Here is a 21,299-nt window from a genome sequence, read left to right as displayed (position 1 = left end):
GTTTCTTTGCTTGCGTTACACTAGGGATATTTTTTTCTTAACAACAACGACAGCATGGCCGGTTCAAGCATCGATAGTGACCAATTCCGCCGCATCCTGTCGCGCAACGTCGCCATGCCGCTCGGCATGGGCGTCCTCAGCGCGCTGGTGTTCGTCGGTATCATTGCCTACCTCATCAACGTCCTGAGCTGGGTCGAGCATTCCGAGCGTGTGATCGGCCGCGCCAACGACGTCAGCCGTCTGTCCGCCGACATGGAAGCGAGCATGCGCGGCTATTTGTTGTCGGGCGACGATGATTTCCTGACGCCTTATCTCGCGGCCAAGCCGCGCATGGAAGGCGAACTCAAGAATCTGGCGCGTCTCGTGGACGACAATCCCGTGCAATCCGAGCGCATCGAACGGGTGCGCGCCGCGCAAAAGGATTGGCAGGCCTTTGCCGAAGAGATGATCGCGCGGCGCGGCAAGAACAACGATTTCATCGACACGATCAAGAGCGGCCGCGGCAAGGTGCTGACGGACCAGGTCAGGCAGGAGTTCCTCGATTTCATCCTCGTCGAACAGCGTCTGCTGCAGGAGCGCAACGCGTCCTCGCGCACCGTGATCAGCTGGTCCGTCGCCGCGTTCCTGGCGTTCAGCTTCATCGTGGCCGGGCTGCTGGCGCTGTTCGGCCGGCGCGAGCTGATGGCGCTGTCCGCGTCGTACCGCGACGTCCTGCAACACGAGGCGGACCATAACGACCAGCTGCGCCAGCAGGCCTGGCAGCGCATCGGCCTGACCGAACTGAGCGCGAAGACGACCGGCATCATCGCGCTGGAACCGCTGGCCGAGGCCGTGCTGGGCTACCTGGCGCGCTACCTGAACGGCGTCGTGGCGGCGATGTACGTGCGCGGCGAGGACGGCACGCTGACCCGCATCGGCGCCTACGGTTTCGCCCATGCGGACACGGAGCAGGGCCGCATCCTGCAGCCGAACGAGTCGCTGGCCGCCCAGGCCGCCAACGAGAACCGCGTCGTCCTGCTGCGCGAGCTGCCGCCGGACTACATCAAGGTGGGCTCGGCGCTGGGCGAGACGGCGCCGCGCGAACTCTTGATCGCGCCGGTGTCGAACTTCGGCAAGATCAAGGGCGTCATCGAAATCGGCTTCCTGCACGGCGTGCGCGAGCGCGACATCCAGTTCATGGAAACGGTCGGGGCATCGATCGGCGCGGCCGTCGCCAATGTGCTGCACCGCCAGCGCCTGCAGGCGGCGCTGGAAGAGCAGCAGGCGCTGAACGAGGAATTGCAGGTGCAGCAGGAAGAGCTGCGCACGGCGAACGAGGAACTGGAAGAACAGTCGCGCGCGCTGGAAGAATCGCAGTCGGCGCTGGAAAACCAGCAGGCCGAGCTGGAGCAGACGAACGAACAGCTGGCCGAGCAGGCCACCAACCTCGACAACAAGAACACGGCGCTGGTGCAAGCCCAGGAGCAATTGCGCGAGCGGGCGCTGGAGTTGGAACGGGCCAGCCGCTACAAGTCCGAATTCCTCGCGAACATGTCGCACGAACTGCGCACACCGCTGAACAGTTCGCTGATCCTCGCCAAGCTGCTCGCGGACAATGGCAACGGCAACCTGAACGAGGAACAGGTGCGTTTCGCCCAGACGATCTATTCGGCCGGCAACGACCTGCTCAACCTGATCAACGACATCCTCGATATTTCCAAGGTGGAGGCCGGCAAGCTGGAGCTCGTGCCGGAAGACTTGCCGCTGCGCCGCGTCATCGAGGGTCTGGCGCGCGTGTTCGAACCGCTGGCGCGCCAGAAGCACCTGACGTTCGACCTGAGCGTCGAGCCGGACGTGCCGATGAGCATCCACACGGACCGCCAGCGGCTTGAGCAGATCCTCAAGAACCTGCTGTCGAATGCCGTCAAGTTCACGGATGCCGGCAAGGTCACCCTGCACGTGAGCGCGGGCACGGACGGCTGGATCCAGTTCGCCGTGCAGGATTCCGGCATCGGCATCGCGGCCGAGCAGCAGGACAAGATCTTCGACGCCTTCCACCAGGCCGACGGTTCCACCGCGCGTAAGTACGGCGGCACGGGGCTGGGGCTGTCCATCTCGCGCGACCTGACGGCGTTACTGGGCGGCACGCTGACGTTGACGAGCGCGCCGGGCGAGGGCAGCACGTTCACGCTGTGCCTGCCGCGTAACGGCACCGTCGCGGCCACGCCGCCCGTGCCGGCGCCGGCCCAGCCGAAGGCGGCCGCGCCCGAACCCGTTCCCGCGCCGGACGCCGCGCTGCCGCAGGAGGCGCCGCCGACGTTCGCCGACGACCGCCGCGAGCCCGCCGCCGGCGTGCGCACGGTGCTCGTGATCGAGGACGAGCCGGAATTCGCGCGCATCCTGTACGGCCTCGCGCACGACATGGAATTCCGCTGCCTCGTCGCACTGACGGCGCAGGAAGGCCTGGAACTGGCCGCGAACGGCGGCCCGGATGCGATCCTGCTCGACATCCGCCTGCCGGACCGCTCCGGCTTGTCCGTGCTGCAACAGCTCAAGGACAATCCGGCCACGCGGCACATCCCCGTCCACGTCGTGTCCAGCCAGGACAATGGCGGCGAGGCGCTGCACCTGGGCGCGATCGGCTACGCGCTGAAACCGACGTCGCGCGAGCAGCTGGAGGAGGTGTTCCGCAAGCTCAAGGACAAGTCGTCGCAGACCATCAAGCGCGTGCTGCTCGTCGAGGACGACGAACGCCAGCGCGACAGCGTCGTGCAGCTGATCGCCGATGCCGACGTCGAGATCGCGGCCGTCGGATCGGGCGCGGAAGCCCTGGATTTGTTGCGCACGCAGATTTTCGACTGCATGATCATCGACTTGAAGCTGCCCGATATGCAGGGCAACGAATTGCTCAAGCGGATGTCTCTGGAAGAACTGTGTTCGTTCCCGCCCGTCATCGTGTACACGGGCCGCAACCTGACGCGCGACGAGGAAGCGGAGCTGCTGAAATATTCGCGCTCGATCATCATCAAGGGCGCGCGCTCGCCGGAACGCCTGCTGGACGAGGTGACGCTGTTCCTGCACAAGGTGGAATCGCAGCTGTCGTCGGAACGCCAGTCGATGCTCAAGACGGTGCGCGGGCGCGATCGTGTGTTCGAAGGCCGCACGATCCTCCTCGTGGACGACGACGTGCGCAATGTGTTCGCGCTGACCAGTGCGCTGGAACAACGCGGCGCCAGGGTGGAAGTGGGCCGCAACGGCTTCGAAGCCATTGCCAAGCTCGACGATAACGAAGCGATCGATCTGGTCCTCATGGACGTGATGATGCCCGGCATGGACGGGCTGGAAGCGACCCGCCGCATCCGCCAGGACAAGCGCTTCGCGCGCCTGCCCATCATCGCCATCACGGCGAAGGCGATGAAGGACGACCAGGAACAATGCCTGGCTGCGGGCGCCAACGATTACCTGGCCAAGCCGATCGACCTGACCCGGCTGTACTCGCTGCTGCGCGTGTGGATGCCGACGCTGGAGCGCATTTGAAGAAACCGATGCACAATCCTGCGAGCGACGTCGACATCGAGCTGCAGATGCTGATCGAAGCGGTCTACCTCAAGTACAACTACGATTTCCGCGATTACACGGGGGCGTCGCAAAAACGCCGCGTCCTCGCCGCCCTGCGTGCGATGGAGTGCGATACGATCTCGGCCTTGCAGGCGCGCGTCATGCACGACCCGGCCGCGTTCACGCAGCTGCTGCAGTTTTTGACCATCCCTGTAACGGAAATGTTCCGCGACCCGGATTATTATCTGGCCATACGCCGGCTGGTCGTGCCGTTCCTGAAGACGTATCCGTCGCTGAACGTGTGGGTGGCCGGCTGCAGCACGGGCGAAGAGGTGTATTCGCTCGCGATCGTGCTGCATGAGGAGGGCTTGCTGGAGCGCACGCAAATGTACGCGACCGACATCAATCCGGATTCGCTGGAAGCGGCGCGGCGCGGCGTGATGCCGCTGGATAAGATGCGCGTGTACACCGAGAATTACCAGAAGGCGGGCGGCACGCGCGCGTTTTCCGACTATTACACGGCGGCGTATGGCGGCGCGCTGTTCGACCGCGCGCTGGTCGACAACGTCACGTTCGCGGACCACAGCCTGGCGACCGACAGCGTGTTCGCCGAGACGCATTTCATCAGCTGCCGCAACGTGATGATCTACTTTAACCGGCGCCTGCAGAACCGGGTGCTGGGCCTGTTCCACGAATCGCTGTGCCACCGCGGCTTCCTCGGCCTCGGCAGCAAGGAAAGCATCGACTTTTCCACCTATGCCCAGCGTTTCGAGCCGCTCGCGAAGCGCGAGCGCCTCTTCCGCAAGGTGGCGCCATGACGCCCGCCGACGACGCGCTGCGTGCCAGCCTGCGCGGCCGGCGCTTCGAGGCCGTCGTGATCGGCGGCTCGGCCGGCGGCGTCGATGCCCTCGTGGCCTTGCTGCCGGCATTGCCGGCCGGCTTTGCGCTGTCCGTGTTCTGTATCCTGCATGTGCCGGGCAACCGCGACAGCCGGCTGGCCGAGCTGTTTGACGAGCGCCTGCCCATGCCCGTGAAGGAAGCGGCCGACAAGGAAGAGATCGCGCCCGGCACCGTGTATTTTGCCGGTGCCGGCTACCACCTGTCCGTCGAGCGCGACCGCACCTTCTCGCTCAGCTGCGAGCCGCCCGTGCACTTCGCGCGGCCGGCCATCGATGTGCTGATGGAATCCAGCGCGGACGTCTACGGCCCCGCCCTGGCCGGCATCCTGCTCACGGGCGCGAACCACGACGGCGCCGACGGCATGGCGCGCATCCGCGCCCGCGGCGGCTTCACCGTCGTGCAGGACCCGGCGGACGCGCACGTTCCCACGATGCCCGTGAGCGCCATCCACCGCTGCGCACCGAACCTGATCCTGCCGCTGGCGCGCATCCACGCCCTGTTGCCCATGTTGGAGACGAATGAACCATGAGCGCACACGACCCTAGCAAACTGCTGATCGTCGACGACCTGCCGGAAAACCTGCGCGCCCTCGACGCCCTGATCCGCGACGAGCAGCGCCAGGTGTTCCAGGCCCAGTCCGGCGAGGAAGCCCTGTCGCTGATGCTCGAGCACGAGTTCGCGCTGGCCATCCTGGACGTGCAGATGCCGGGCATGGACGGCTTCGAATTGGCCGAGCTGATGCGTTCGACCTCGCGCACGCGCAACATCCCGATCGTGTTCGTGTCCGCCGCCGGCCGCGAGCTGAACTATGCATTCAAGGGCTACGAGACGGGCGCCGTCGACTTCCTGTACAAGCCGCTCGACCCGGACGCCGTGCGCAGCAAGGTCAAGGTCTTCGTCACGCTCGACCAGCAGCGGCGCGAGATGCAGCGCCAGATGGAGGCGCTGGAAGCGGCGCGGCGCGACCAGGAAGTGCTGCTGCGCGAACTGAACGCGACGCAGGCCGAACTGCAGCGCTCGCTGCGCATGCGCGACGAATTCATGTCCCTCGTCGCGCACGAGCTGCGCACGCCGCTCAACACGCTGTTCCTGGAAACGCAGATGCGCAGCCTGCAGCTCAAGCGCGGCAACCTGCCGGCGTTCAATCCCGAGCAGATGGGCAATATGATCAAGCGCGACGAGCGCCAGATCAAGGCGATGATCCGCCTCATCGACGACATGCTGGACGTCTCGCGCATGAAGAGCGGCACGCTCTCGATCCGGCCCGGCAAGGTCGAGCTGCTCGCGTTGCTGGAGCGCGTCGTCAACGATCTGTCGCTGCAGGCCGCGGCGGCCGGCGCCAACGTCGTGCTCGCGCCGCACCACCCGGTCGAAGGCTATTGGGACGAATTCCGCATCGAGCAGGTCGTCGTGAACCTGCTGACCAATGCGCTGCGCTACGGCGGCGGCGGTGCGGTCGAGGTCAGCGTCCACGACGAAGGCTGCAACGTGCGCATCGCCGTGCGCGACCACGGCAAGGGCATCGCGCCCGATTTCATCGACCGCATCTTCGAGCCCTACGAGCGCGGCGCCAAGAGCGGCGAGCCGAAGGGCCTCGGCCTTGGCCTGTACATCTCGCGCCAGCTGGCCGCGTCGCATGGCGGCCAGCTGACGGTCGAGAGCGTGCCGGGGCAGGGCGCTTGCTTCAGCCTCACCTTGCCGTGCACGGAAATGGCCCAGCTGGCAGCGGCAGCGTCGGCCTGATATCTCCGTCGGGTGGCACCATTGTGTCCACCCAGCGATAGGTAAAATCAATTGATAGAATCTGTTCAATCAATTTCACATGAATGGGTGCGCAAGGTATAGTACGCACCTGAGCATTTTTTTAACCCCGAAAGAGGAGTACTGCATGTCCATCATCAACACCGAAATCCTGCCGTTCAAAGCAACCGCTTACCACGCAGGCAAGTTCATCGACCTGACCGAAGCCGACTTCAAGGGCACCTGGTCGGTCCTGATGTTCTACCCGGCGGACTTCACCTTCGTCTGCCCGACCGAACTGGAAGACCTGGCTGCTTTCCAGCCGGAGTTCGCCAAGATGGGTGTGAAAGTCTACGGCGTGTCGACCGACACCCACTTCGCCCACAAGGCATGGCATGACACCTCGGAAGCGATCAAGAAGGTCAACTACCCGCTGATCGGCGACCCGACCGGCGAGCTGACGCGCAATTTCGAAGTCATGATCGAAGAAGAAGGCCTGGCCCTGCGCGGCACCTTCGTGATCAATCCGGAAGGCCAGATCAAGGTCATGGAAGTGCACGACAACGGCATCGGCCGCGACGCTTCCGAACTGATGCGCAAAGTGAAGGCCGCCCAGTACGTCGCGTCGCACCCGGGCGAAGTCTGCCCGGCCAAGTGGACCGAAGGCGCCGAAACGCTGAAGCCGTCGCTGGACCTGGTCGGCAAGATCTAAGTAACGTGCGGTGGGCACAGGGTGCCCACCCTACGATACTGCAGCACCGTAGTACCAGGCACGGACCGCGAGGGGCGGTTCGTGTCCGCCCCCCTCCCCACGAGCCCGACCGGAATGGGCCCGCCACAGCAAGACAGGCGATCTCGCTAGTCGATCTGCCTTCCAGATTCACTATTTAGATTGGATGGATGCGTCCGCATGTGTGCGATGCATCGGCCTGAACACGACTGAACGAAAGGATACGATCATGCTCGAACAAGACCTGAAAAACCAACTCGCCGGCTACCTGCAACGCGTCCAGCAACCGTTCGAGATCGTCGCCTCGCTCGACGATAGCGATACGTCGAAACAGACACTCGACCTGCTGCAGACGATCCAGGGCCTGCGCGCCGACAAGATCACGCTGCGCACCGACGGCAACGATGCACGCAAGCCGTCGTTCACCCTGCGGCGCGCCGGCACCGACACGCGCCTGCGCTTCGCCGGCCTGCCGCTGGGCCACGAATTCACGTCGCTGGTCCTGGCGCTGCTGTGGACGGGCGGCCATCCGCCGAAAGTCGAGGCCGAGACGATCGCCGCCGTCGAGGCGCTCGACGGCGACTACGACTTCGAGATGTACATGTCGCTGAGCTGCCATAACTGCCCGGACGTCGTGCAGGCCCTCTCGCTGATGGCGATCCTGAACCCGCGCGTGAAGACGACCGTGATCGAAGGCGGCGCGTTCCAGGCCGAAGTCGAGGCGCGCAAGGTGATGGCCGTGCCGATGGTGTTCCTGAACGGCGAGATGTTCGGGTCCGGCCGCATGATGATCGAGGAGATCGTCGCCAGGCTGGACAAGGGCGCCGGCGCCCGCGACGCCGCCAAGCTGAACGCGAAGGACCCGTACGACGTCTTGATCGTCGGCGGCGGCCCGTCGGGCGCCGCGGCCGCCGTGTATGCGGCCCGCAAGGGCATCCGCACCGGCATCGCGACGGAACGCATGGGCGGCCAGGTGAACGACACGATGTCGATCGAGAACTACATCTCCGTGCTGGAAACGGACGGCCCGAAATTCGCCGCCGCGCTGGAAGCCCAGGTGCGCCACTACGGCGTCGACATCATGACGCAGCAGGCGGCCGCGAAGATCATCCCGCCGGCCGCGCCGGGCGAACTGGTCGAAGTACAGTTCGCCAACGGCGGCTCGCTGAAGTCGAGCACCGTGATCCTGTCGACGGGTGCGCGCTGGAGGAACGTGAACGTGCCGGGCGAACAGGAATACAAGAACGCCGGCGTGAACTATTGCCCGCACTGCGACGGCCCGCTGTACAAGGGCAAGCGCGTCGCCGTCATCGGCGGCGGCAACTCGGGCGTGGAAGCGGCAATCGACCTCGCGGGCATCGTCGAGCACGTGACCCTGCTCGAATTCGCGCCGCAGCTGAAGGCGGATGCGGTGCTCGTCAACAAGGTCGAGAGCCTGAAGAACGTGACGATCCACGTGAACGCGCAGACGACGGAAATCACCGGCGACGGCAGCAAAGTGAACGGCATCAAGTTCAAGGACCGCCTCTCCGGCGAGGAGCACCTCGTGCCGCTGGCCGGCGTGTTCGTCCAGATCGGCCTCGTGCCGAACACCGAGTTCCTCAAGGGCACGGTGGAACTGTCGCGCTTCGGCGAGATCGTCGTGGATGCGCACGGCCGCACGAATGTGCCGGGCGTGTTCGCGGCGGGCGATGCGACCACGACGCCGTTCAAGCAGATCGTGATCGCGGCGGGCGACGGTGCGAAGGCGGCGTTGTCGGCGTTCGATTACCTGATCCGGATGCCGGTGGCGGTGGAAGCGGCGTAACGCGGGCCCGCGGTCCGGCAGGTTTGGCTATCGTGCCAGGCCCGCGTAGAATATTGCCTTGTGAATATTCTTATCGAACCCGGTGTGCGACTGTTCGTCGACATCGAAGGCGCCGGCCTGGTGCCGGACGGGCCGGCGATGCGCGCCAAGCCGACGCTGGTGCTGCTGCATGGCGGGCCGGGCTACGATCACGCGAGCTTCAAGCCCGCGTTCTCGCGCCTGGCCGACGTCGCCCAGATCGTGTATTACGACCATCGCGGCCATGGCCGGAGCGACGCGCGCCCGCGCGAGGAGTGGACGCTCGACACCTTCGCCGACGATGTGGTGCGCCTGTGCGATGCGCTCGGCGTCGACAAGCCGATCGTGCTCGGCCAGTCGTTCGGCGGCTTCGTCGCGCAGCGCTACCTGGCGCGGCATCCGCACCATCCGGCCAAGGTCGTCCTGTCGAGCACGTCGTCCCGGCTCGGGCTGGCGCGCAAGCTCGCGATGTTCGAGCGCCTCGGCGGCCCGGCCGCGCGCGCCGCCGCCGAGCGGTTCTGGACGGCGCCCGGCGCGGCAACGTACGCTCCCTACCTCGAGGCATGCAAGCCGCTGTATTCGGCGACGCCGGCCACGAGCAAGGACGCCGCGCGGCGCGCCATCTTCAATCCCGAGATCCTGTTCACCTGGGCCGGCGGCGAGCAGCAGACGTTCGACCTGCTGCCGGGCCTGGCGCACGCGCAGTGCCCGGTGCTCGTGCTGGCGGGCGAGCTCGATCCGGTCTGCACGCTCGACGACGCGCTCGATACGGTCGCCGCGCTGCCGCCGCATCTCGTCGAGTTCGCCCGCTTCGACGGCTGCGGCCACGGGGTGTGGCGCGACGCGCCCGATGCGGCGTTCGCGCGGCTGCGCCGGTTCATCGCCGCCTGACGCCGCGCCGCCGCCGCAGGCCCAGCGCCACCAGCATCAGGCCCGCGGCGAACAGCGTGACGCCTTTCGCCTTCGTCAGCATGGCCGTCAGGTCGGCAATCCAGCCGGCCCCGTTATGCCCGCGAACCCGCGGATCACCCGGTAGGTCGTGCCCGGGTCGATGGCGACCGTCCGGACCATGGCCCGGGCACCGCGAGCACCGTGAGCGCCGCGCCCAGCAGGGACGCTCCCGATCGTGCCGGACAGCTTTTCAACATGCCGTTCTCTTCTCGTCATGAATTGTCGTCGGGGCGGTCACTGGCCGACGAATGTGTTGACGCTGCCGGGATCGATGTACGCGGTCGCCACGCCGCCCGTCACCGTGTACTGGCCCGCGTAGCCGTCGTTGTCGGCCGAGGTGGTGCGGTACTTCGTGAAGCTCGTGGCCGCGCTGCCCGCCTGCAGCTGCAACTGGCGCTGGGACGTGCCGTTGTTGATCGCCACGACGACCAGTTTTCCGGCGCTGGTCTTGAACGCCGTGACGTAGACGTCGCTGTACGGCTTTTCCGTCGCGGCGATGCGCGTGGCGCCGGGGCGGACGTATTTCGCGAACTGCGACATGATGTAGCCGCGCTTGCTCACCTTGCCGTCCTCCGTCAGCAGGCCGTAACTGCGGCGGATGTACCACCACACGTAGGCGCTGTAGTTCGACACCATGCTGTTGTGCAGTTCCAGCGCCACCGGCAGCGCCTTCGACCAGTCGTTGGCGTCGGACGTGCTGTCCGTGTAGTGCTCGGTCATCCACAACTCCTTGCCCTTGGAACGCGCCAGCGGATAATCGCTCGGACTGACGCCGTACAGATGGCCGGCAACGATGTCGAACTGCGGTGCGGCCGTCGCGCTGTTGAGGATCGGGTCCGTCAGCGTCTTGCTGAAGTTGAAGGACTCGGGCGCCATCACCTTGTAGCTGCCGAAACGCGATCCCTGGCCGGCCAGGAAGTTGATGAATTCGGTCGAATTCCACAGGCAGCTTTCGTAGGTGCCCGGATCGTAATCCGGTTCGTTCTGGATCGAAAAGCCGTAGAGGGCGGCGCCGCCCGCCTGCATGGTGCTCGCGAAATTCAGCAGGTGGGTCGCGTAATCCGCATAGTGGCTCGACGCCAGGCGCCCCGAGATGACGCTGTTGTTGGTCTTCATGCTCGCCGGCGGCGACCATGGCGTGGCGAACAGGAGCGCGCCTTTGGCCTTGGCCAGTTGCGCCGACGCGAGCTGGGTCGACCACTTGCTGGAATCGGGATCGATCCGGATGCGCATGATGGACAGGCCGATCTGGCCCGTGGCGGTGCCGAACGCGGCGTCGACCTGGGCGCTGGTCAGTTCGGCCGCCCAGCCGGCCCCGCTGAAGCCGCCGAATCCACGCACGGTCTGGTAGGTCGTGCCCGGGTTGATGGCGACGGTCTGCGCCGATGCGCAGGTCGCCAGCACGGCGAGTGCGCCAGCGAGGAGGGAAGCCGATGCGGCGCGTCGGGTGGCGCGCGATAAAGCGTTGGTCATGAACATCTCCATGGTTCGGGTTGAATGCCCGAGGCGCGCACAGGCGGCCCCGGAGTCCACTGCTGCTTGCTGCAAACCGCGTGACTGCATGCCGGCAGCAATGCGCTGTCCGGCCGTACCGGGGCACCGGGCGGGAAAGCCCGATTGCGGGTTCAGGAGAGTTCTGGCGATCGCACGGGCGAGCGAAGGCGGCACCTGGCCGGGAGGTCAGGCACGACCATCAAATTGTGCGATTGCGTTGTTGCCGGATCAGCGTTGCGGGCCGCGCGCGATGCGGATCGGGCCCTGTCGACGTCGTGGGATAACGGTCTTCGAATATACCTGCAGCATATCTCCTCCGATTATTTGTCTTGTTTTGCTGCTCGATCCGGCGTGCGCGCGAGGCCTGGATGTTAGCGGGAACATCAGCATCGACGATGAAGAAAAGAAGCATGCCGGACGACAGGGAAAGCGGCATCATGTTTTTAACTGTTATTTTAATACTTAATGTTTGCGATAACAGTTTTTGTTGCAAATATCTTATGCCGGCGCAAGCCGCCGATCAAACCAAAGAGTGTTGTCTACAATTCACTTAATGTATTTATGCGGGATGGGCGGGCGGTGGCGGACGGGCGCCTAGGGCGTGTCTGACTGATCTCAGAGGCGCCATAAAATAATTGTCGCGACAAGCACGGCCGTAGAGAAGTTATGGCCGCGTTTGTCGTATCGCGTTGCGACGGCGCGGAAGTCTTTTAATCGGTTGATCGCGCGTTCGACGACGTTGCGGCCCTTGTACGCTTCGGCGTCGAATCGTGGAGGCGAGCCACCGCGACGCCCTTTGCGCAGCCGGCTGTTCTGCGCATCAAGTCGTTCGTGGCACACGCAGCGGATGCCCCGTTGTTGGATCTGTCGCCGATAATGCCGGGCACCGTAAGCGCGGTCGACACGCAAGCATGTCGGGCGTTTGCGTGGCCGGCCTCGCCCTGGTCGGGGTACTGAAATGGCGTCAAGAACAGGGCCGATGTTCGCCGCGTCGCTGCATTGGCCGGCCGTGACGATGAAGGACAATGGCAGGCCGTTTCCATCCACGCAAAGATGGATCTTGCTGGTGAGTCCACCACGAGAATGCCCCAGCCACTCGTCAATTACATCCCCCTTTTTTCTGCCGCAGGAAGTGTCTTTCGAGCCCCAGCGGCACTTCGCTGAGCTTTCACGTGGGTCGCATCAAGCGCGGCTCCGTCCCAGTCGATGCGGCCGGATGCATCCGCGGCCGCCTGCATGATCTTGAGTAGACGTTGCCATGTGCCGTTGCGCGACCAACGCACAAACCTGTCGTAACAGGTCTGCCAAGGACCGTAGCGGGGTGGGATGTCGCGCCAAGGCGCGCCAGTCCTCAACCGCCACACGATCCCATTAATCACGTGTCTGTGCCCGACATAAGCATGACCGTGATGTGGATTGGGCGGCAAATGTGGTTCCAGCTGCCGCCATTGCTGTTCAGTTAGGTCAGTTCGGCTCATCGCCATCTGACCAACCAAACAAAATTTCGTTCCCTCAGTCAGACAGACCCTAGCCCACGCGCCGCTCGTACCGGACGGCGGGCGGCACGGGCCGAGCGCCCAGGCCGTCCAGCCCGAACTCCAGCGCATGGCGCAGGGCACGCACCGTGACCGGTTTGGTGACGGTGGCGCTGAACGCGGCGTACAGCGGGGGGAACGGTTCGTCGTCGTCCAGCAGGAGGATCGTGGGCGTGTCGGGCGCCAGGCGCGACAGCTCGCCCGGCAGCGCGCGCCGCTCGCCGTCGGCGTGCGCGCTCGCAGTGAGGATCACATCGAAGTGCAGCGCCCGTGTGGCGTTCAGCGCCGCCTGGGCCGTCGCCGCCTCGGCAACCACGTAGCCGAGCGACTTGAGCAGGGTGGCGCTGTGGCGGCGCGCGGCCGCGTCATCGTCGTATAACAGAGCGTACTTCATGGATGAGTCCTCCTGCCACAGGTATGGCGGCCTTCTTCGTGTTGTTCAACTGCTAATTTGTAACAAATATGTAAAGCCGCGGCGGGTGCGCTGCGGCGGGTCATGCGGTGGACGGTGCAGCGGACGCGCGCGGGCAGCCCCAGCGGGCCGCACGCGGTTCAGGCGGAGAGCGAAACGCGGGTACGCCGGCACATGGCCGGCACAGCGGTACGGTGCTGCATCGTCAGTGAAAGAACAGCGGCGGCACGCCGCCCAGTGCGTCGGTTGCGCACAGCAGCCACGTCGCCGTGCTCGTGAGGGCGATGAAGGCTGCGGTCCAGGCTGTCGGGAACATGCGGGTCATGATGAACCTCCGGGAGTGCGGAATGCTGTCGTGTTGATATCATGGTAGGTCGTATGCTTCATGGAAACTATCGGCTGGCAATCCGTCGTGCTGTAGGAATAAGCCTCGTGACACTGTATGAGCGGTTGTGGTAGCTCGTCGTAGCGCTCCTACGGTGGCTGTAGGTTGCGTCCTATGGCGTGTCGCCGTGCTCAGGCTTAGAGTGGGTTCATCATGACGACCCACGACCCCAAACTCCTCCACAACGGCGTGCTCGCGGTCCGCCGCAACACCATCCGGCGCCTGCTGCATAACGTGTTCGGCATCGAACACCTGCGCGACGGCCAGCAGCGCGTCATCGACAGCGTCCTCGACGGCAAGGACACGCTGGCGATCATGCCCACCGGCAGCGGCAAATCGCTGTGCTACCAGATCCCCGCCCGCATCATGGGCGGCATGACGGTCGTCGTCTCGCCGCTGATCTCGCTGATGAAGGACCAGCTGGAAAAGCTCGGCGAACTCGGCATCCGCGCCGCGCAGGTCAACAGCAGCCTGTCGGCCGAGGAGGAGCGGACGGCGCTGGCCGCGATCGCCGAGGGGCGCTGCGAGATCGTGTTCTGCACGCCCGAGCGGCTCGCCATGCCGGACTTCGTCGACGTGCTCAAGCCGGTGCGCATCGCCCTCGTCGTCATCGACGAAGCCCATTGCATCTCGCAATGGGGCCACGACTTCCGGCCGGCCTACCTCGAGATGGCCGGTGCGATCGACGCGCTGGGAAGCCCGCCCGTGCTGGCGCTGACGGCGACGGCCACGGAGGACGTCGTCGATGACATCGGCCGGCAACTGAACCGCCCGCGCATGAAGGTCATCAACACGGGCATCTACCGGCCGAACCTGCACTACGGCGTCGTGCAGGTGACGAACCCCGCCGAAAAGCTGGAGGAGGCGCTGCGCCTCGTGCGCGCGACGGCAGGGACGGGCATCGTCTACGCGGCCACCGTCAAGGCGGCCGAGGAGATGCACCAGGTGCTGCTGGACGCCGGCGAATCCGTCACGCTCTACCACGGCAAGCTGGCAGCCGCCGAGCGCCGCGCGAACCAGGACCTGTTCATGAACGGCGAGCGGCGCGTGATGGTGGCGACGAACGCGTTCGGCATGGGCATCGACAAGCCGGACACGCGCTTCGTCGTCCACCTGCAGATTCCGGCCAACCTGGAAGCCTATTACCAGGAATCCGGGCGCGCGGGCCGCGACGGCCAGGATGCGAGCTGCACCCTGCTGTTCCTGCAGGACGACAAGCGCGTGCAGCAGTTCTTCCTCGTCAAGCACTACCCGACGGCTGACGAAATCCGCACCGTGTACGAGGCCGTGCGCGCACTGGCCGAGAACGAGGCGGCCACGCCGGACCGGGTCGGCGACGTGACGGGCGACCTCGCCGGGCCGCACGTGAAAGTCTGCCTGAAGCTGTTGAAGGATGCGAAGCTGCTGCGCCAGAACCGCAAGCTCGCGTATGCCCTCGGCAGCGCGGAACCGGCCGACAAGCTGTTCGCGGCGCTGGCCGAGATCTACCGCCAGAAGCAGGAGCGCGACAAGGAAGCGCTGGAGCAGATGGTGTCGTATGCCGTCAGCGGCTTCTGCCGCTGGAAGCTGCTGCTCGACTACTTCGGCGACGAGGTCGAAGGCTTCGAGAAGTGCTGCCGCTGCGACAACTGCCTGAATCCGCCGGCCGCCGTGCTGCTCGACGACATCGACATCCGCGACGACGAATTCGACCGCGAGCCGGACAGCGACGCGCCGCCCGCGCCCGCGTTCGACGCGGGCGCGCGCGTGACGGTGCCCAAATATGGCGACGGCATCGTGCTGTCCGTGGCCGGGGGCCAGGTCCACATCGCATTCCCGGACGGCGAGCAGCGCGCCTTCGTCGCCGGTTTCGTCAGCCCGGCCTGACGGGGAGGACGCCAACCGCATGGGAGACATGGTCGTCGTACGCAAGGAAGGCCTGTACTGTGTGCCGGGCCAGTTCTACATCGACCCGTGGCGGCCGGTCGACCGGGCCGTCATCACCCATGCGCACGGCGACCATGCGCGCTGGGGCCACAAGCACTACCTGGCGTCGGTGCAAAGTGTCGGCATCCTGAAGTCGCGGCTCGGCCAGGACATCAACATCGACGGCGTCGGCTACGGCGAGCGCATCGTCCACAACGGCGTGACGATCTCGCTGCACCCGGCCGGCCACGTCCTCGGCTCCGCCCAGGTCCGGATGGAACACGAAGGCGAGATCTGGGTGGCGTCGGGCGACTACAAGGTCGAGCCGGACGCCACCTGCGCGCCGTTCGAAGCCGTGCGCTGCCACACCTTCATCACGGAATCCACGTTCGGCCTGCCGATCTACCGCTGGGACCCGCAGCAGGACGTGTTCGACGAGATCAACCGCTGGTGGCGCCGCAATGCAGGCGAGGGCCGCACGAGCATCCTGTACGCCTATGCGTTCGGCAAGGCGCAGCGCCTGCTGTGCGGCCTCGATCCCTCGATCGGTCCGATCGTCTGCCACGGCGCCGTCGAACCGCTGAACCGGATCTACCGCGAGGGCGGCGTGGCGCTGCCGCACACGCAGCTCGTCAGCGAGACGGACAAGGCAGACCTGAAGAACGCGCTCGTGCTGGCGCCGCCGTCGGCGTCCGGCTCGGCGTGGACCCGCCGCTTCGGCGACTACAGCGACGCTTTCGCCAGCGGCTGGATGCTGCTGCGCGGCGCACGCCGGCGGCGCGGCGTCGACCGCGGCTTCGTGCTGTCCGACCACGCCGACTGGCCCGGCCTGCTGGACGCGATCCACGCCACCGGCGCGCAGCAGGTCATCGTCACGCACGGGTCGATTCCCGTGATGGTGCGCTGGCTGTGCCAGATCGGGCTCGATGCGAAAGCGTTCGACACGGAGTACGGCGAGGAAGACGACGAAGCCGTCGGCGCCACGCCCGGGGAGCCGCAAGCGCCGGCGGAGGAGGCGAAGGATGCGTGAATTCGCCCGCCTGTACGCCGACCTCGACGAAACCACGGCCACCAACCGCAAGCTGGAGGCGCTGCAGAATTACTTCGCCAGCGCCGCGCCGGAAAACGCCGCGTGGGCCGTGTACTTCCTCGCCGGCGGCAAGCCGCGCCAGGCCGTGCCGAGCAAACTCCTGCGCCAGTACGCGATCGAGTACGCGGGCCTGGACGACTGGCTGTTCGACGAATCGTATGCCGCCGTCGGCGACACGGCCGAAACGATCGCCCACATCCTGCCGCCGCCGACGCGGCACAGCGACATCGGACTCGCCGTCTGGATGGAAGAGCGCATCGGCCCCCTGCGCGGCGCCGACCCGGGCACGATCCGCGCGGCGCTGTTCTCGTACTGGGACGAGCTGACGTGGCGCGAACGCTTCCTGTTCGTGAAGCTGATCGGCGGCGGCTTTCGCGTCGGCGTATCGAAACTGCTCGTCACGCGCGCGCTGGCGTCGATCGCGGCCGTCGATTCGAAACTGATCGCGCAGCGCCTGATGGGCTGGACGGACGGCCGCGTGAAGCCGACGGCGGCCGGCTTCCTGCAACTGATCGCGGCGGAGAACCAGGACGAGCACAAGCTGCGCGGCGGCCAGCCATATCCCTTCTTCCTCGCGCACCAGCTGCAGGGCGACCCCGCGGCGCTGGGCGACATGGGGGACTGGCAGGTCGAATGGAAGTACGACGGCATCCGCGCCCAGCTCGTGCGGCGCGGCGGCCAGAACTACCTGTGGTCGCGCGGGGAGGACCTCATCACCGACCGCTTTCCCGAACTGGCGGGGTTGATCCTGCCGGAAGGGACGGTCGTCGACGGCGAGGTGCTGATCTGGACCCGGGGCGACGCGCCCGCGCCGTTCGCCGACCTGCAGAAACGCATCGGCCGCAAGACCTTGTCAAGCAAACTGCTGGCCGAGCTGCCGGCCGTGCTGCTGGCGTACGACGTGCTGGAACTGGACGGCGTCGACACGCGCGCGCTGCCCCAGCACGAACGGCGCGCGCTGCTGGAGACGCTCGTCACCGGCGCCGCGCAGGCGCAGCTGCGCATCTCGCCGCTGGTGACGGCCGACAGCTGGGACGACCTGGGCAAGCTGCGCGCGGAATCGCGGGCGCGCGGCGTCGAGGGCATGATGCTCAAGGCGAGGGATGCGCAGTACGGCGTGGGCCGCACGAAGGACGTGGGTACGTGGTGGAAGTGGAAGATCGACCCGTATGCCATCGACGCGGTGCTGATCTATGCGCAGGCGGGCAGCGGCCGTCGCGCGTCGCTGTACACGGATTACACGTTCGCCGTGTGGGACGGCGAGGGCGACGCGCGCAGGCTCGTCCCGTTCGCGAAGGCGTATTCCGGCCTGACGGATGCGGAGATCGCGCAGGTCGACAACATCATCCGCAAGACGACGGTGGAAAAATTCGGCCCCGTGCGCTCGGTGCGGCCGACGCTGGTGTTCGAGATCGGCTTCGAGGGCATCGCGCTGTCCACGCGCCACAAGGCCGGCATCGCCGTGCGCTTCCCGCGCATCCTGCGGCGGCGCGACGACAAGACGGTCGAGCAGGCCGATACGCTCGATACCTTGAAGGGTTTGCTGGGAGCCGTCACGCCATGAGCAAGACGCAGGCGGAAGCGGCCGTCGACGCGTGGTTCGCCGCGCGCGGCTGGAAAATCTTTCCGTTCCAGCGCGCCGTGTGGAAGGCCGCGCTGGCCGGCGAGTCGGGGCTGCTGCACGCGAACACGGGCGCGGGCAAGACCTACGCCGTGTGGTTCGCGGCGCTGCTGCGCGGCGCAAAACTGGGAAAAAGCGGCACCCGCCGCGCCGGCACGATCCAACGCACAGGCCTGCGCGTGTTGTGGATCACGCCGATGCGCGCGCTCGCCGCGGACACGCAGCGCTCGCTGGAAGTGTCGGCGGCCGAACTGGGCGCCGCGAGCCCGGACGTCATCGGCACATGGAGCATCGGCGCACGCACGGGCGACACGGGCGCGGCCGAGCGTGCGCGCCAGTCGAAAGCGCTGCCCGGCGTGTTGATCACGACGCCGGAAAGCCTGTCGCTGCTGCTGTCGCACGCGGCCGCGTGCGACCAGTTCAAGCACCTGGACATGATCGTCATCGACGAGTGGCATGAGCTGATGGGCAGCAAGCGCGGCGTGCAGGTGCAGCTGGCGCTGGCGCGGCTCAAGCGCTGGAATCCGGGACTCGTCGTGTGGGGCCTGTCGGCCACGATGGGCAACCTGCTTGATGCGCGCGGCGTGCTGCTGGGCGATCCGGACGGCGGGGTGCTGGTCGAGGGCGACCTGAAAAAGCAGATCGTCGTCGATTGCCTCGTGCCGGACAGCGTCGCGCGCTTCCCGTGGGCGGGCCACCTCGGCCTGCAGATGCTGCCGCAGGTCGTCAGGGAGATCGACAGCCACGCGGCGACGCTGGTGTTCACGAACACGCGCTCGCAGTCGGAGCTGTGGTACCAGAACCTGATCGAGGCGCGTCCCGACTGGGCCGGCCTCGTCGCGCTGCACCACGGCTCGCTCGACCGCGAGGTGCGCGAATGGGTCGAGACGGGTCTCAAGCGCGGCGACCTGAAAGCCGTCGTGTGCACGGCGAGCCTCGACCTCGGCGTGGATTTCCTGCCCGTCGAGCGCGTGCTGCAGGTCGGCAGCGCCAAGGGCATCGCGCGCCTGCTGCAACGGGCGGGCCGCAGCGGCCACGCGCCGGGACGCATCTCGCGCGTGACGCTCGTGCCCACCAACAGCCTGGAATTGCTGGAGGCGGCCGGCGCCAAGCGGGCCGTCGCCACGCGCCGCATCGAGGCGCGGCAGGTGCCGGACAAGCCGTTCGACGTGCTCGTGCAGCACCTCGTCACCGTCGCGCTGGGCGGCGGCTTCCGCGCCGACGACCTGTACGAGGAAGTCAAAAGCGCGTGGTCGTACCGGCACCTGACGCCGGAAGAATGGCAGTGGGCGCTCGACTTCGTCGCGCGCGGCGGCCAGAGCCTGACGATCTATCCGGAATACCAGCGCGTGCTGCCGGACGAGGAGGGCGTCTACCGCGTGCCCGACGCGAAGATCGGCCGGCGCCACCGCATGGGCATCGGCACCATCGTCTCCGACGCGCAGATGCAGGTGAAGTACGTGAGCGGCGGCCGCATCGGCAGCGTGGAGGAATCGTTCATCGGGCGCATGAAGCCGGGCGACCGCTTCCTGTTTTCCGGCCGCATCCTGGAACTCGTGCGCGTGCACGAGATGACGGCGTTCGTGAAGCGCTCGGACTCGACGCGCGGCGCCGTCAGCCGCTGGCAGGGCACCAAGATGCCGCTGTCGTCCGAGCTCGCGCACGCGGCGCTGGACGAGTTGAAGCTGGCCAGTGCGGGCGTGTTCGACGGGCCGGAGATGCGGGCGTTGCAGCCGCTGCTGGAGATCCAGGCGCGCTGGTCGGCGCTGCCCGGCAGCGACGTGCTGGTCGTGGAAAGCATGAAGAGCCGCGAGGGTTATCACCTGTTCGTCTATCCGTTCGCCGGCCGCGCCGTGCACACCGGGCTCGCATCGCTGTTCGCGTTCCGCGTCGGGCGCGTCATGCCCAGCACGTTTTCCATTGCCATCAACGACTACGGGTTCGAGCTGCTGGCACCCGAGGCGGTCGACTGGGCCACCGTGTTCGCCGCCAGGGATGAGGAAATGCGGGGCGCCGACGTGGGCCTGTTCGACACGTCGCACCTGCTCGAGGATGTGCTGGACAGCCTGAACGCGACGCAGCTGTCGCAGCAGCGCTTCCGCGAAGTGGCGCGCATCGCGGGGCTCGTGTTCCAGGGTTATCCGGGCCAGCCGAAATCGCTGCGCCAGGTGCAGGCGTCGTCGTCGCTGTTCTTCGAGGTCTTCCGCAAGCACGACAGCGGCAACCTGCTGCTCACGCAGGCCGAGCGCGAAGTGCTGGAGCAGGAACTGGAACTCACGCGCCTGCGCGACACGCTCGTCGAACTGCACGCGCGCCGCGTCGCCTTCCGCGAGGTCAAGCGCGCCACGCCGTTCGGCTTTCCGCTGATGGTCGAGCGCTTCCGCGAAAAGGTCAGCACGGAAAAGCTGGCGGACCGCGTCGCGCGCATGGTGCGCGAGCTGGAAAAGGCGGCCGAGGCATGACCGTCGCAGGCAGCGCGACCATCGCCGTGGGCGACGAGCGGCTGGCGCTGCTGCCGCAAAAGGCCGTGTACTGGGCGCGCGAGTCGCTGCTGGCCATTGCCGACATCCACTTCGGCAAGGCGGCCGCGTTCCGCTCGTTCGGCATCCCCGTGCCGCGCGGGACGACGAGCGAAAACCTCGATGCCCTGGACGCCGTGATCGATGCGACCGGCGCGCACCACGTGCTGTTCCTGGGAGACTTCCTGCACGCGCGCGCGGCCCACGCGGCCGGCACGCAGGCCGCGATGCTCGCGTGGCGCCGGCGGCGCTGCGACCTCATCCTGACGCTCGTGCGGGGCAACCACGACAGGCATGCGGGCGATCCGGCCGCCGTACTCGGCATCGACCTCGTCGACGAACCGTACACGGTCGGGCCGTTTTCCTTTTGCCACCACCCGGACGTGGACGCGCCCGGGTATGTGCTGGCCGGCCACGTCCACCCAGTTTATGTCTTGGCGACACGTTTCGACGCGCTGCGCCTGCCGTGTTTCGTCGTGGGGGCGCGTCGGATGATCCTGCCTTCATTCGGATCTTTTACCGGCGGACACACCGTGCGTCCGGACGAAGGCGACCGCATTTTTATTACCTCCGGGGAAGCCGTGCACAGCGTACGCTAACGCACCGAGCCCGACGGGGCCGCGGCGTAAGCTGGTCGTATCGACAACAAGACGCG

At 66.5% G+C, this 21,299-nt stretch carries 16 protein-coding genes; 12 read left to right on the top strand and 4 right to left on the bottom strand.

Annotated elements, in window-relative coordinates; translation table 11 throughout:
• The first annotated feature begins 54 nt into the window (after window positions 1-54).
• The 7 genes from ACEN9Q_RS18245 (at window position 55) to ACEN9Q_RS18215 (ending at window position 9,623) form a co-directional block, all read left to right on the top strand.
• A complete protein-coding gene (locus tag ACEN9Q_RS18245; RefSeq protein ID WP_495625555.1) occupies window positions 55-3,516 on the top strand; it encodes a response regulator in 3,462 nt (1,153 codons plus the stop codon).
• Window positions 3,517-3,524: 8 nt separating this feature from the next.
• Entirely contained in the window at window positions 3,525-4,355 is an 831-nt protein-coding gene (locus tag ACEN9Q_RS18240) for a CheR family methyltransferase (RefSeq protein ID WP_495625554.1), read from the top strand.
• On the top strand, window positions 4,352-4,966 hold the full coding sequence (locus ACEN9Q_RS18235) for a chemotaxis protein CheB (RefSeq protein WP_056440514.1): 615 nt from the start codon (window positions 4,352-4,354) through the stop codon (window positions 4,964-4,966). Before ACEN9Q_RS18240 ends, ACEN9Q_RS18235 begins: the two co-directional genes overlap by 4 nt.
• Window positions 4,963-6,180, top strand: a complete 1,218-nt coding sequence (locus ACEN9Q_RS18230) for a hybrid sensor histidine kinase/response regulator (protein ID WP_495625553.1) — start codon at window positions 4,963-4,965, stop codon at window positions 6,178-6,180. Before ACEN9Q_RS18235 ends, ACEN9Q_RS18230 begins: the two co-directional genes overlap by 4 nt.
• A 145-nt stretch (window positions 6,181-6,325) precedes the next feature.
• A complete protein-coding gene (ahpC, locus tag ACEN9Q_RS18225; RefSeq protein ID WP_495625552.1) occupies window positions 6,326-6,889 on the top strand; it encodes an alkyl hydroperoxide reductase subunit C in 564 nt (187 codons plus the stop codon).
• Between the two features lie 247 nt (window positions 6,890-7,136).
• On the top strand, window positions 7,137-8,714 hold the full coding sequence (gene ahpF, locus ACEN9Q_RS18220) for an alkyl hydroperoxide reductase subunit F (protein ID WP_495625551.1): 1,578 nt from the start codon (window positions 7,137-7,139) through the stop codon (window positions 8,712-8,714).
• A gap of 60 nt (window positions 8,715-8,774) precedes the next feature.
• Window positions 8,775-9,623, top strand: a complete 849-nt coding sequence (locus ACEN9Q_RS18215) for an alpha/beta fold hydrolase (protein ID WP_495625550.1) — start codon at window positions 8,775-8,777, stop codon at window positions 9,621-9,623.
• Between the two features lie 294 nt (window positions 9,624-9,917).
• On the opposite strand, the gene ACEN9Q_RS18210 is transcribed toward ACEN9Q_RS18215, so the two are convergent.
• From ACEN9Q_RS18210 to ACEN9Q_RS18195, 4 genes are all read right to left on the bottom strand, one after another.
• Window positions 9,918-11,156, bottom strand: coding sequence for a glycoside hydrolase family 30 beta sandwich domain-containing protein (locus tag ACEN9Q_RS18210; protein WP_495625549.1), 1,239 nt, complete (start codon window positions 11,154-11,156; stop codon window positions 9,918-9,920).
• Between the two features lie 220 nt (window positions 11,157-11,376).
• Window positions 11,377-11,670: a hypothetical protein gene (locus tag ACEN9Q_RS18205; RefSeq protein ID WP_495625548.1), complete on the bottom strand. Its 294-nt coding sequence runs from the start codon at window positions 11,668-11,670 to the stop codon at window positions 11,377-11,379.
• 122 nt (window positions 11,671-11,792) lie between these two features.
• Window positions 11,793-12,655 (bottom strand): IS5 family transposase gene (locus tag ACEN9Q_RS18200; protein WP_495625547.1). Its coding sequence is split into 2 segments (ribosomal slippage): window positions 11,793-12,286 and window positions 12,286-12,655, totalling 864 coding nucleotides; the frame shifts between segments, so codons are not numbered across the junction.
• Between the two features lie 49 nt (window positions 12,656-12,704).
• Window positions 12,705-13,106, bottom strand: coding sequence for an ANTAR domain-containing protein (locus ACEN9Q_RS18195; protein WP_495625546.1), 402 nt, complete (start codon window positions 13,104-13,106; stop codon window positions 12,705-12,707).
• A 556-nt stretch (window positions 13,107-13,662) separates the two neighbouring features.
• Between ACEN9Q_RS18195 and ACEN9Q_RS18190 the strand changes: the two genes are divergently transcribed.
• Genes ACEN9Q_RS18190 through pdeM form a run of 5 tightly spaced genes read left to right on the top strand, consistent with a single transcriptional unit; the run spans window position 13,663 to window position 21,243 of the window.
• The gene (locus ACEN9Q_RS18190; RefSeq protein ID WP_495625545.1) at window positions 13,663-15,375 is read left to right on the top strand and encodes a RecQ family ATP-dependent DNA helicase; all 1,713 of its coding nucleotides are present in this window, start codon (window positions 13,663-13,665) and stop codon (window positions 15,373-15,375) included.
• A 19-nt stretch (window positions 15,376-15,394) separates the two neighbouring features.
• Window positions 15,395-16,444, top strand: coding sequence for a ligase-associated DNA damage response exonuclease (locus ACEN9Q_RS18185; protein ID WP_495625544.1), 1,050 nt, complete (start codon window positions 15,395-15,397; stop codon window positions 16,442-16,444).
• Window positions 16,437-18,068 (top strand): ATP-dependent DNA ligase, encoded by a 1,632-nt coding sequence (locus ACEN9Q_RS18180; RefSeq protein WP_495625543.1) that lies wholly within the window; start codon window positions 16,437-16,439, stop codon window positions 18,066-18,068. Before ACEN9Q_RS18185 ends, ACEN9Q_RS18180 begins: the two co-directional genes overlap by 8 nt.
• Window positions 18,065-20,587, top strand: coding sequence for a ligase-associated DNA damage response DEXH box helicase (locus ACEN9Q_RS18175; protein WP_495625542.1), 2,523 nt, complete (start codon window positions 18,065-18,067; stop codon window positions 20,585-20,587). Before ACEN9Q_RS18180 ends, ACEN9Q_RS18175 begins: the two co-directional genes overlap by 4 nt.
• On the top strand, window positions 20,584-21,243 hold the full coding sequence (gene pdeM, locus ACEN9Q_RS18170) for a ligase-associated DNA damage response endonuclease PdeM (RefSeq protein WP_495625541.1): 660 nt from the start codon (window positions 20,584-20,586) through the stop codon (window positions 21,241-21,243). Before ACEN9Q_RS18175 ends, pdeM begins: the two co-directional genes overlap by 4 nt.
• Window positions 21,244-21,299 lie beyond the last annotated feature (56 nt).

The organism is Massilia sp. Masssp93 (assembly GCF_059491295.1).
Note: the sequence above shows the minus strand (reverse complement) of the source record. Positions and strands in the feature narration are given on the sequence as shown.